Raw genomic sequence first — 12,995 nt, forward strand, 5'->3', positions numbered from 1 at the left:
ACGGGCAGATGACGCCCACATCTAAGATCAGGTGATGTTAAAAAAGACTGACAGGCGCTAAAATACGGGAAACAGGTCTTATTCCCAACTTTCAAACATGCTTTTTGGGCTAATAGACCTCAATTTCATCTGCAAAAATCCATGCTTTTTCCCCCTCCCCTGGATGTCCGGGTGGGCAAGTTCCGATATTGGCTGCGCGAACACGAATATATCGGGTTCGACTTTGAACGTCTAGCTGAAAAGGAACCGAAGAAGCGACTCCGCTTTCTCCATCTTGGAGGTGTGAGAGTCCGGGCAATTCTCGAAAATGCTGACCATCTTCCGAAATGGAAAAAACAACCTGACGTGGCAGAAAAATCCAACTTGCCTCGTCTTTAAAAAAATGCATGGTCACCGACTGTATCAATTGTTCAGCACCAAGGTCTATGATTACCTCCAAATCATCCCCCAAAAATCCTTGCCAGCGGGCATCTTGCACCAACGAATGCGCTTTTTCCCCATCTACCAAGGCAGTCAAGCCACTACCCGGGTATTGTGAACTAAAGGGTCTGGTATAGGTTGTATTGCGCATAAACGCTTTATGAACCATAATGGATTTTGTGGCTTCATTCACCAATAGGCCATTCATAACCACCCCACTCCGTAAAGTCATACTTTGTGTCACGGGAATAGGTGCCATATAAGGCGGGCTGTTTTCTCCAAGCGTCGTGCCATCAGTGGTATAAACCAATTTGCCTTGTCCCAAGACGGATACGACTTTAAGGGTCAATCCACCTGGCTCTGGTGTTGGCTCTGGAATGATTTGTGGATCGGGATGTACTTGAATCAAATCGAACCAAGCCGTACCTGCCGAAGACAACGATAAGAACGCATCCTCCCGAACAAACCGAACACTATCTTCAGGCAAACGGATGGGCATCACATATTTTTGCCACAACGAAGAAAGGCGAAACGTCTGTACTCTGTCTCCCATTCCTAAACGAAATATACCTCCATTGCCCGCAAGACGATCGCCTTTGGCCCATATACTGAGCAGATAACTTTGTCCACGTTCAATTCTAACAGGAAAAAAGCGAAACGTTATCCCTTTTCCCGTTTTTGGGGTAGTAACCCGGAACGACCGATCCCCGTGGAGTGCGGTTCGGGTATCCAGAAAATACGGACTGCCTCGTTCTTCGCCTACTTGTGCATACAACGCATCCGGAGTAGCCGGATTGGTTGCGGTTTCAAAACTTGGATCAACCATAAGATTTCCCGGATGCAACCCAATTTGCTCCGTTTTTTCGGCTAAGGGCAATAAATAAACCCTGGTTCCATAAGCATCTATCATATCTTCCAACACAGCATCCTGAAATACCACTTCGCGATGCGCAAACAATACTTTGGCTTTTCCGTTCCACATAATTTGGGGAATCCGAATACGCATATTTTTGGGTTTATTCTCCAAATTCACGACCAACACCAACCATTTTCCTTGATGACGGATCGTACGGATAGCCAACTGAGGGTCTTGGGTTGCAACCTCGGCAGGCGCTAAATCGGAGAGTAGAAACGGGGTCAATTCCATTACCTCTCGTGCCACAGCTCCTGCTTCGCTCCAGACATCGGTAGATTTCGGAAAACCATTCAATCCATGCCGGATAAAGTACTGAATACCCGTTGCACCACTGATAAGGGCTAAATACGTCATGGCGCGTAATTCTTGGCGGGTAGGCTCTCGCTGCCACCACTCTCCCCCACCAAACGACTGCGGCACCATCCACACAGGTTTCTGATACCGGAAATCCCGGATAAGTTTGTCGGCAAAATCTCGCACCTGTGTAATAGGCTGATTGGGAATGGGGTAAGGGTCCGCCATCACGATGTCCATCGCAGCAGCATATTCAATAGGCTTATTTACTTCATTAAATACAATAGAAACAGGATGATATGGATCTATAGATTTGATGAACTCATATAACTCTTCTAGTGGTTCCGGTGGGATTTGTACAGCAGAAGGTTCATCGGCAATATACCATCCCAATAAGGCCGGGTGTTTCCGGAACGCTTCGATTTCGGCCCGGAGTATTGCTTTTTTTTCTGCTGCCGATGGTGTATCTCCGCCCAAGCCCACACCGCCACCGCCAGCCACCGATAGTAAGTTGTAATGTACTTTCATTCCGAGTTGGGCGGCACGGTCCATATATGCCTTGCGTTCTTCCCTGGTTGCCCGCTCAATTTTTTGGTATGGCGAAATCATGTTGAACCCTTTTACCGCTTCTTCCTCAGCCAAAGTGGGCTGTACCGGAGAATACAAATAAAACCCAAACGGAAACATTGGAAGTCCCTCACTCCAAACAGCCCCTGTCAGGCGATCAATTTGTACAGCATTAGGCTCATAGGGCAATTTGGTCAATGTGGTCTTACGCACCAGACGGCGACGGTCGGCAAGCGTAATCGTGACATTCAATTCCGTTTTTGTTGTGGGAGAATACGCCAAGACCAAGTTTACTTGTAACACTTCTGGCCGGATCCGCTGTGAACCACGAGACAAAACCCGCCCCTCGGCAACAACAGACACGGTTTGAATCTGCACCGTTGTATCCGGCATTACCACCAACAAATGTCCTTCCGGCTCGTTCATATAAAATGAATAACGTGTAAAGACCTGTAAAACAGGCTCGGCGGCGGATTGAGCCAATACAGTTCCACCCCAGAAAAGACAAAAAAGAATGTATTTAAACATGTGGCCTACAAAAGACAGTTGGTAAAAATGTGGTTGGTGGGTTTTGATGCCCAAAACAGGCGGTAGGTCAAACGGAATACCGGGTAACCCACTAATATATAATCCACAGCAGCATGATCATGACTGTAGCCTTAAAAAAACAACCTATTTTCTTCTTCTGGTGTTTTCTGCCCTCGTGGTGCGCATTGCATAAAACCACCCAATTAGCTTAAACTGTTGATATAAAAACTTATACTGTCGGATTTTCCCTCCCTTCTGGTCGTATCTACCCCTAATGCGTTGCATTATCATTCATGTGGGTTAAACATTGAGCACTCTCACACTTCAGGAGGCTCGATCTCGAATGACTAAAGTGGCGAATACGTCACCGCATCCTATCTCGGGCAATCACTTCCGCTCCAGTAGTAAGTTAGTGGGAAAGGCTGTTCTTTATTGAGCAGCCTTTTATTTTTTTGTGAGAGGTTATGTTTGCACATCCATTGGTGTCGCACAGAAGACACTTCCCCAAAAACACCTTTCTACATTTGAATTAAGTGGGTTAAGAAGTCCAGAGCCGCTTTGGTTCCGGACTTATTTTTTTACCTTTAACTAAGATTCGCAAAACCTGATTACGCCGTTGGTTACTTTTAAGACATGAACAAAGATTTTAAGGAATGGCCAGGCGTTTCCATCATTATTCTGAATTGGAATGGGCAAACATTGATGGAAACTTGCTTACCCGCTGTTTTGCAGACGGATTATCCGGCATTTGAAGTGGTGGTGGTAGATAACGCCTCCACCGATGATTCGCTCAGTTGGTTACTTCGCACATATCCGGACGTGAAGATTATTGGAAATCCCGAAAACTGGGGCTATGCACGGGGTAATAATGTCGCCATCTACCAAACAGAAAAGCCATTTTTGGTATTATTGAACAATGACGTTGAAGTACACCCTCAGTGGCTCCGAGAGATGATGGTGGTGATGCGCCAAAGTCCAGATATTGCCGCAGTGCAACCTAAATTGCTCCATTTTCACAACCGGGGGCAATTTGAATATGCGGGAGCTGCTGGTGGCCATTTGGATGATCTTGGCATCCCGTTCACTCGTGGACGCATTTTATCGTTCATGGAAGAAGATAGGGGTCAATACAACGATATTTCGGAAATTTTTTGGGCTTCCGGAGCAGCCTTGCTATTACGTCGGGCGGCCTTGGCGCAATCTGGTTTATTGGATGAAGCATTTTACATGCACATGGAGGAAATTGATCTATGTTGGCGGCTAAAGCGTTCTGGATTCCGAATTATGGTTGCACCTAAGGGGGAAGTTTACCACATTGGAGGCGCAAGCCTGCCGCAAGGGAGTCCAAGGAAGTTGTATTATAACTTCAGGAATAGTTTGTTGATGCTCTACAAGAACCTACCCAAAAGCCGTTTCTACCTCATTTATCCCTTTCGCCTTTTTCAAGACACATTGGCATTTTTCCGGTTATTGTTTTCCTCGCATATCGAGGCAATGGCTGTTTGGAGGGCACACCGAGATTTTCTAAACTTACGTAGAAACTATTCACCACCAAGCCCAAGCGAAAGCATTGTACTGCCCTCTTTACGGGGCTCGGTTTTGTGGGACGCCTTTATCCGGCGGCGTCAAACGTTTGCTTCCATCCCAAAATCGCACTTCAGACGATAAAGGATTAAACATATATAATATATTTTACATATTAAAATCCAAATTCATTCTTTACTATATATTAATTTTATTAATTTTTTCTTATTATTTCGTTATATAATTAAACACTCACGGTTGGAATACACTCCTACAAAAAAATGTTGCCCGGCCACAAGAGCCAGGCAACATTTTCATTTTTTGACAAGGGTTACTTTACCCTTTGACAGAACCCAATGTGAGGCCCGATATCAGGTAGCGACTTAACGCGAGGAATAAAACCACCACCGGAACCGAGACCAGCAAGGCGCCCGCTGCATAAAGACCCCACTGTGTTTGCATTTGCCCCTGGAACATTTTCAACCCCACGGGCATGGTAAACATTTCTACGTCTTGCAATACTTGTGCTGCCACAATATATTCGTTCCAAGCCGTCATAAAAGAAAACAGCGCTGTAATGACAAGTGCTGGCGCCGCCAGTGGAAGGATCACCTGATAAAACGTTTGCCATGGCGTACACCCGTCAATACGTGCTGCCTCTTCCAAAGCTACCGGAATAGTATCGTAATAACCCTTCATTTGCCAGATACAAAAGGGGAGCGCCGTAGCTGAATAAATAATAATACACCCCAAATAAGAATTAATCAGTTTCAAATTGATCAACATGATGTACATGGGGAGAAGCAGCATCGTAGCAGGGAACATTTGTGTCACCAACAATCCCTCCATATACGCTTTGCGGCCTCGAAATTTAAACCTTGAAATGGCATATCCGGCGGTTGACGCCAAAGCCACCCCTGTAAAGGTAACCACGACCGATACCATAAGCGAATTAAAAAGCCAACGCAAATAAGGCGTCTCGAAGAGCAACTTCTCATAATTTTTCAGGGATGCCCCTTCCGGAATAAACGCCAACGAGGTAGAAAGCAGTTTATCGGACGGACGCAACGAAATGGTGATGATCTGAGAAAGCGGGTATAATGCGATGAAGGCAAAAAGCATCAACACGCCATAAGCGGCAATCATCGAAAGAATACGTCTGGTATGCGGATTCATAACGACCTCCTACGATCAATAAACTTCATTGGATTGTGCTTTGCGCAACACCAGCCGATTGAAGGTGAATAAAATCATGAATATTACCATCGAAAATGCAGCAGCCCATCCAAATCGGTACATATTAAAAGCAGCTTTATAGACATAAGAAACTAAAATATGGGTCTGATCATTGGGTTCTCCAGAGTTAGATACCAGCCAAACCACATTGATATTATTAAACGTCCATACCGTACCAAGCGTGATGGCGGGCAACATGACGGGCTTGAGTAAAGGAGCTGTAACCGCCCAAAACTTACGCCATGCCGAGGCCCCATCTACATCTGCCGCTTCATACAATTCTGCCGGAATGGATTGCAAGCCGCCCAAAGCAACCACCATCATAAACGGGAAGCCCAGCCAAATATTGGTAATGATGACGGCCATAAATGCTTCGAAGGGCGAGGTGAGCCACGTTACCCCAGTTTGGGAAAGCCCAAAATACTTGAGCAACAAGTTAATTGCACCATATTCATAGTTAAACATACCACGCCATGTGAGGGCCACAATATACTGGGGTAGCGCCCAAGGGATAATTAAAATTACCCGCCAGATGGGCTTCAATTTAACAAACTTCTGATTGAGGATCACGGCCAAGAAGACCCCAATCCCCACATGGAAAATCACGTTTACCGCCGTCCAAAGGACAGTTTTAAGCAAAATCTCCCAGAAAAGAGGTTCCCGAAAAACCGAAAGGTATTGCTGTAAGCCGATGAGCCGCCAATCATTAATGTGGTAGATATTTGCATTAGACAACGACAAAAACACATTATAGAAAAACGGATATGCTACAACAGCCAGTACCAAAACTGTAGCAGGCCCCATGAGAAACACGAGGAACCAATTGTAGCGGGCCTTTTCGCTTAGGTTAAACATGAAGGTTTGAATTGATGCTGAGCAGGGATAAAACCTTATTTACCTCAAAATGTTTTAAGGCTTTCTAAGTATGAGGACAATTGCAAGGCGCGGGATTTGACCACATCTACCCGTTCGCTCATGCGAACAGGTACCCACATGGTGCCCTGCGTGGGATAAAAATCATTGATGAAGGCAAATTCTGCATCTCGGAATGCAATCCATTGCCGTTGCAAGTTGCGGAGTTTGGTTTGCTGTGCTGGTTTCAGGGTAGCCAAAAGGCCGTTATAGGAAGTATTCAACAGGCCGTCCCATGCGCGATAGGCTTCGTCCAAGCATTGGATCATCCCAGCAGTAGAAGGATTTTTTTCTAAGCAAGTATTTAACTTGATATCAATTGGATGTTCATCTGCTTCTCCGGATAAAGTTGAAGCGGCTTCGTCGGCAGACGGTGGTTTTGCAACCGGTTTAGTCACTTTGGGGGCCGCAGAAGGTTTTGCGTTAGGCTTTGTGGAAGGTTTGCTCGTGCTCTGGGCGAGAATTGACGCGGAGGCCAAAAACAGAACACATACGATGTTCAAAATAAAACGCATAGAAATAACAGTTTAATTGGTTGTGGGTATAAAAAATAAAGGTTTTACAAATACGTGTCTTCAATGAGCTTGCTACATTGGGCCTGCATTTCCTTCGCGCCTTTACGGGCAGAAATGGCGCCACTCATCACCAATTGATATGGTCCCCGCATACCGTCCCAAATTTGCCGCAATCGCGGGTTTGTGGGCGTGGGGCGGCTTTGTTTGTATTGTGCAATGGCACCTTTTAGTAAATCAGGCGGATTGGCAGTTACTTTGTCAAAAACAGATTTATACACCGGAATGGTAGAGAGTTTATTCACCATCTCCGTTTGCACATCCGCACCCGTAAGAAAGGAGATCACCTTGCGCACATAGGGCATTTTGTCGGGGCCAACATTCACGTTAATGGAATATCCTTTGGTCATAACGGTGGGGGTTGCCCACAATTGGGTTTGGTTGTTAAAGGGTAATTTTGCCAGACCAAAGTCTAAATTGGCATCTTTGTACCCTCCCCATGCCCACGGCCCATTAATCACCATCCCTGCTTTTCCTTCTTTAAACAGCGTTTCGGCGGTGTCGTAATCAATTTCTTTCGGGATGATTTTATGCTTATCCCTAAGGTCCAGAATAAACTGGATGGCATTGGCCGTTTTATCGTTGTCTAACGTTGGGTTGCCTGTTTTTTCATCAATGACCCACCCCCCAAAAGCGGTCAGAAAGGGCACAAAGAAAAATGGTTCCCGATAGTTCCAAACGATGGCATATTGATCTGGATTTCCGTCCCCATTGGTATCCTTGGTTAGTTTTTTACCCAAGGCAATCAGTTCATCCAAGGTTTTTGGTGGATTCGGAACCATTTTTTTGTTATAAACAAGGGTCAGGTGGTTGCCTACTTGGTCTGCAACCGACCATTTCTTGCCTTCATATACCGCAGCGGCGTCGGGTGTATATCGGTTCCAAAATGTGGTATTAAAGACACTGTCTAAGGGTTGAATCGTTTTGGTTAGGCTTAACACCCCAATATTATCAGACGGGCCATAGAGAATGTCCGGGCCAGTTCCGCCCATGGCTGCAATGATGTAATTACTCCGTAGTTCTTCGTTTTCCTTCCACAAAATTTCCACCTGATGATCTTTGTTCAAGGCATTGTACCGTTTCACCTGCTGAATCATCAGATTACGTTCAGAGAGGTCTTTTTGGTGCCATACCCGAATGCGAATAGGCCCATCTTGTTTGCGCGAGACTGTTGAGAAGCCCAAAAAAATGAGGGCAAACAAGACACAAACCCCAATCAGATACTTTAGCATAAACAGTTTGTTTTTAAATGGAAAAACATCTCTTTGCAAAATCAAGATAATGTCAAGGGCCGGATTTTGAAAGTACAAAAACAGCACCTGATTCCGGAGGTATCTGGATGGTTAGCCAGCCATCCCGCAACGAGGCGCCAACGGTTTCGCCCGGAGTAACAACAGCAGGCACCTGAATTTTCCGATAGTTCTTGGCCATTACTCGGATGGTGTGGGGCGACTGACTGGGATTGACCACGACTACGGCTTGGTCGCCCGCAGGATCTTTCCGACCAAAAGCAAAGGCAGGTTGGGCATCATTCACGTAGAGGATCGAAAAATCGCCGTTTGAAAATACTGGAAAGCGTTTACGAAACGCAATCATACTTTGATAAAAACCAAAAATAACTTGATCGAAGCGGTTGGGGTCTGGCTTTCGGGCTATTCCACGCGGATCAATGACTTCGTCGTCATAGTCCAGATCCGCCCAGAGCATGGGTTTTCGGTCATCGGGGTCGTCGCCACCCCACATACCCGCTTCGGTTCCATAATAGATCATGGGCGCTCCCAGCATGGTGAACCGAAAAAGTTCGATTAAGCGTTGACGGTGCCGCTCTTGTTGGTGGGGTTGCCGAATTTGGTATTGCGGCATCCATCTTGGCGAATTGGCGCGATCGTATGGCTCTTTGTCTGCATTTACAATCATAGAGGCCAATCGGTCGGTATCATGTGAATCCGTAAGATTTTGCATGGCAAACGGGCGATCTCCCGCATACTCGGTCACATGTTTCACTAGGCGCTCGGTGAATTCAGTGGTTTTAATCCGTCCATCAATCAGATAGTCGTGTACGGGGATCGCAAATCCTTCATAGTTCATGCTTGCAGTAAACCCGCCATCGGTCACCAAAGAGTGGGCTTTATGCCAGACCTCGGTGATGGTAATCGCATTGGGATTTAGTTTCCGGACGTGTGCATTCCAGTCGGCCCAAAACCCTACTGGCACTTCGTCTGCCACATCCAAACGCCAGCCATCAATGCCATCTTTAGGGTTCCCATCTCCGTTCGGATCCATCCAACGATTGGTAATCGCAAAAACATGTTGCTTCACTTCTGGATGCAGGTCTTTTCCATCGGGCGTATCGGCAAAAACAGGCAGAGCCTCTACATCCCACCAACCTTTATATTTAAATTCATTTTCGGGTGTGCCTGGGTTATCAAACGATTTGACCATGTACCAATCTTTATATGGTGATTTTTCTTGTAATTGAACCAAATTTTTAAACGCAAAAAAATCACGTCCGGAGTGGTTAAATACACCATCTATAATCACCCGGATGCCCCGTTCGTGTGCTTCGTTCACCAAATGAAGGAACAGTTTATCTGCTGCGGTCCACTTCCAAGTGGCAGGATCTGCGGTTTCCGAAGCGATCAGCGCCAGATCACCTTGGGGATCGGGGCCAAAATATGGTTCGATATGATGAAAAGAGGAGGCATCGTATTTGTGCATAGATCGGGCAAAAAACACCGGATTAAAATAAATCCCTGTTATCCCCAATTCCGAGAGGTACGGAAGTTTGTCTAAGACCCCTTGCAAGTCTCCGCCATATCGCCGCTGGAATACCATAGGATCATAGAAACTTTTGCTTTCCAGTTCCCACCCCACCCGTTCATACCAATCCCCTGTCCAGCGTGCAGGCTGCCAAGAAGCAGGTGCGATATCATGATATTCGATGGATTCGCGGACAGGCTGATTTTTTGAATCGCCGTCCCGAAATCGTTCCGGAAAAATCTGGTACCAAATAACTTTTTTGGCCCATTCCGGCACCTGGGTTTGTGCCGAGAGGGGAAGGGGCAGGCAAAGTAAGAAGAAAAATAATTTTTTCACAAAAAAGTGGGTTTAAGGGCTATTAGGATTATTTAACCAAGGTCAGTTTTTGTGTTTTCACCACATTTCCTGCCTGAAGCCGCGCCACATACAAACCACTTGGCAGCCCAGAGGCATCAAAAACAATGCGATGGCTTCCCGCTGCATACAAACCTTGGGCAACCACAGCCACTTTTCGGCCTACGGCATCAAACACTTCAAAGACCACTTCGGAGGTGCTCGGAAGGCTAAATGAAAGGGTTGTAGATGGATTAAAAGGGTTTGGATAATTGGGCTGGAGGGTAAAGTCATCCGGAATTTGTGCCGTATCCACCTCGGTTGCTACACGGATAAGGCCAGGTTCTGGGGTAGGTAGTAGCTGGGTGGTATAAATCCGGAATTCACCCGGCAAGAGCGAAATGCCTTCTTGGGTATTCGTTACGTTCAGTGCATTCCCGCTAAAGAAATCGTACCATGTTCCTGTTTGCTGAAAATTGGGGTTTACCGACATGGTGGTCACGCTAAAATTGGCCACAATGGTCGCCTTCATGGTGGGGTGGGTCAGGTTGATGCGTTTAACGGGTTGACTCAAGGATTGTGTAACCACGGTTGTGGGATCATGGAATACCGGATTGGCGCGTCGCATATTAATAATGGCTGCCCATGTTTTGTATAAGCGATACCGGACCTCGTCTTGGGCATAAGTCCAGCGTACTGGTTTTTCGCCGGTGCGGCCATTGTAGTCTATAGCAAAATCATAGCCCAATTCACCAAATTGCCAGATCATTTTGGGGCCTGGAACGGTAAAAAACAGGGCCCCAGCAGCTTTCATGCGCTCAATCGCCACCCATAAGTCCTTGATCTTGTAATCCCCTAATGCATTGCCATACAACAAATTTTTGACCATCAGTCGTTCTTCGTCGTGGCTTTCCATATATGAAATCAGGTTGGCCTTGCTCCATCCCCGTTGTCCAAAATAGGCCCACTCAAAATTGGATTTTCCGCCATCATGGTAGCCCATCGTCGCTTCATTAAAGTTTCCATTTGCATTGCCCCAAAGCATCATCCCAGGCCTATCGGCAGTGGTTCCATATTCCGCCAGTTCTTTTTCCTCGCGGTTTTCTGCAAAGTGTTCTAAGATGACATAGGCGGCAGGATCGGTATTCCAAATGGCGTCAGCCATTCGTTTGAGGATACGTACCCGTGAGGCATCATAATTACCCATCGTCGCCTCGGTACTGACGGTTTGGGTAAACCCTTTTGAAAGATCAAATCGGAAGCCATCTACCTTAAATTCATTGAGCCAATAGGCATTTGCTCGATCCATCAGTTCTTGCATTTGCCACGCTTCGTGATTGGCATCATTAAATACATTGTAGGGATGTTTTGCGGTCGTATTTAGCCAATAGTTATCTGTGGTAATGGCCGCAGAAGGGTCTCCTTTGGGACTTGTATTATATAATCGAGCAAATGGCGAAGATCCGGTTTGGTGATTATATACCACATCTATGATCACCGCCATATTTCGTTTATGGCACTCGTCAATCAGTTTTTTAAGGGCCTCGGCAGTGCCATAATACTTATCCGGCGCAAAATAGAACTTAGGGTTATAACCCCAAGATAAGTTGCCATCAAATTCTTGGACCGGCATCAGTTGAATCGCATTGACTCCCAGTTTTTGCAAATAACCAAGGGTGTCAATAACCGACTGATACGAACGTTGGACCGTAAAATCGCGTATCAACAGTTCATATATGACCAACTCACTCTGCTTCGGACGTTGGTAGCCTGTCGCGGTCCAGTTATAGGCCGCTTTATTCGTTTGAAGCACCGAAACGTCGTACTCCGTTTTACCTGTTGGATATGCTTTGAGGCCCGGATAGTTGGAAGACGAAATAAAGCCATCATTGGAGGGATCCAGAATTTTGGTGGCAAAAGGATCCGCCACCTTAATTTTACCATCCACATAGTATTGATACGCATATTCTACACCGGGCGTAAGGCCAGTAATTTTCAGCCACCAATAAACCCGATCAACAGCCGTAGAGTCTTTTTTCATCAGATACTCTGGACGCACTTCCCAATTGTTAAAGTCTCCGATCACATACACATATTCTTTCTTCGGTGCGTATAAGACAAAGGTGGCTTCGGTAGGTGCCCCCGGATGGTAATTTATGCCCTCCACCATACCGCTCGGACGCGGCGCTTTGGTAACAACGGGCTTAGCCTCGGCTTTCAACTCGGCAGTGGCGGTCTTGCCATCGGCATCCGTAAAGGTAACTTTAAAACCCGTGCCACCGAGGAGCGGAGCCGCAGGTACATACCTAAAAATCCCTGTTGTGGCCTCAAAATGTGTCAAGCCGTCGGTATAAGCAACCCCATTTATTTCATAGTCTATTTTAGTAATCGTTTTTGACGAGAAAAGTCCCGCAGAAAAAGCCTTGACTTGTCCCGCAGTATTGACTTCGCGAGCCGGTTGGAAAACCATTGGATTTGTGACGTCCAACACCGAGTTATTGTTATCTGCTGGGTTGATTTTGGGGTTAAGGGGGTCAGAAATCCAAGCATTACTTGTACCAGACGTATTCAGATGTAGGTGCATCTTGTACATATACGACTGTCCGGCAATGAGCGAAATGGTCTTTTTATAAAACGCACCGGACGCATCTAAGTCCATCTGCGACACGGCCCCTGCTGCAATCACACCCGAAGCATTTGGCCCCCAATTATTAAATTGTCCCGGAACAAAAACCCGAACGGGCGGGGCAGCATTCGGCTCCGGAATGTAGCGAAAGGTCACATTGACCGTTTGTCCGGCGAGGGTCCACGGAGCGAGAAGCAGAAGGCATAAGCCAAGCCAACGTTTTAGCATAAAATATGGGGTTTAAAATTCTCTGATAGAATGGTCTTTGGGTAAATATAAGGTAAAATCGCTTAAACGAGAAAGCGCT

General features: G+C 46.3%; 8 protein-coding genes. 1 reads left to right on the forward strand and 7 read right to left on the reverse strand.

Annotation, left to right across the window (positions count from 1 at the left end):
- Nucleotides 1–109: 109 nt before the first annotated feature.
- The gene (locus tag JNN12_07215; protein MBL7978114.1) at nt 110–2,725 is read right to left on the reverse strand and encodes a discoidin domain-containing protein; all 2,616 of its coding nucleotides are present in this window, start codon (nt 2,723–2,725) and stop codon (nt 110–112) included.
- Nucleotides 2,726–3,358: 633 nt separating this feature from the next.
- Here JNN12_07215 and JNN12_07220 point away from each other — a divergent pair.
- The gene (locus JNN12_07220) at nt 3,359–4,393 is read left to right on the forward strand and encodes a glycosyltransferase family 2 protein (GenBank protein ID MBL7978115.1); all 1,035 of its coding nucleotides are present in this window, start codon (nt 3,359–3,361) and stop codon (nt 4,391–4,393) included.
- A 192-nt stretch (nt 4,394–4,585) separates the two neighbouring features.
- On the opposite strand, the gene JNN12_07225 is transcribed toward JNN12_07220, so the two are convergent.
- From JNN12_07225 to JNN12_07250, 6 genes are read right to left on the reverse strand one after another with little or no spacing between them, the layout of a single operon-like run.
- Nucleotides 4,586–5,425 (reverse strand): sugar ABC transporter permease, encoded by an 840-nt coding sequence (locus tag JNN12_07225; protein ID MBL7978116.1) that lies wholly within the window; start codon nt 5,423–5,425, stop codon nt 4,586–4,588.
- Nucleotides 5,426–5,440: 15 nt separating this feature from the next.
- Nucleotides 5,441–6,340 carry a sugar ABC transporter permease gene (locus JNN12_07230; protein ID MBL7978117.1) on the reverse strand — a complete coding sequence of 300 codons (900 nt, stop codon included), beginning with the start codon at nt 6,338–6,340 and terminating at the stop codon, nt 5,441–5,443.
- Nucleotides 6,341–6,384: 44 nt separating this feature from the next.
- The gene (locus tag JNN12_07235; GenBank protein ID MBL7978118.1) at nt 6,385–6,912 is read right to left on the reverse strand and encodes a DUF1311 domain-containing protein; all 528 of its coding nucleotides are present in this window, start codon (nt 6,910–6,912) and stop codon (nt 6,385–6,387) included.
- A gap of 44 nt (nt 6,913–6,956) precedes the next feature.
- Complete coding sequence (locus JNN12_07240) at nt 6,957–8,201, reverse strand: extracellular solute-binding protein (protein ID MBL7978119.1); 1,245 nt, start codon at nt 8,199–8,201, stop codon at nt 6,957–6,959.
- Between the two features lie 52 nt (nt 8,202–8,253).
- Entirely contained in the window at nt 8,254–10,065 is a 1,812-nt protein-coding gene (locus JNN12_07245; protein ID MBL7978120.1) for an alpha-amylase, read from the reverse strand.
- 28 nt (nt 10,066–10,093) lie between these two features.
- Complete coding sequence (locus tag JNN12_07250; protein ID MBL7978121.1) at nt 10,094–12,916, reverse strand: T9SS type A sorting domain-containing protein; 2,823 nt, start codon at nt 12,914–12,916, stop codon at nt 10,094–10,096.
- Nucleotides 12,917–12,995: the final 79 nt, after the last annotated feature.

Source organism: Bacteroidetes Order II. bacterium, from assembly GCA_016788705.1.
Classification (GTDB): Bacteria; Bacteroidota; Rhodothermia; order Rhodothermales; family UBA2364; genus UBA2364.

Excerpts from the sequence above, each read along its gene's own strand:
- JNN12_07250 (MBL7978121.1), bottom strand. The coding sequence starts at position 12,916 with ATGCTAAAACGTTGGCTTGGCTTATGCCTTCTGCTTCTCGCTCCGTGG.
- JNN12_07215 (MBL7978114.1), bottom strand. The coding sequence starts at position 2,725 with ATGTTTAAATACATTCTTTTTTGTCTTTTCTGGGGTGGAACTGTATTG.
- JNN12_07225 (MBL7978116.1), bottom strand. The coding sequence starts at position 5,425 with ATGAATCCGCATACCAGACGTATTCTTTCGATGATTGCCGCTTATGGC.
- JNN12_07235 (MBL7978118.1), bottom strand. The coding sequence starts at position 6,912 with ATGCGTTTTATTTTGAACATCGTATGTGTTCTGTTTTTGGCCTCCGCG.
- JNN12_07230 (MBL7978117.1), bottom strand. The coding sequence starts at position 6,340 with ATGTTTAACCTAAGCGAAAAGGCCCGCTACAATTGGTTCCTCGTGTTT.
- JNN12_07220 (MBL7978115.1), top strand. The coding sequence starts at position 3,359 with ATGAACAAAGATTTTAAGGAATGGCCAGGCGTTTCCATCATTATTCTG.
- JNN12_07240 (MBL7978119.1), bottom strand. The coding sequence starts at position 8,201 with ATGCTAAAGTATCTGATTGGGGTTTGTGTCTTGTTTGCCCTCATTTTT.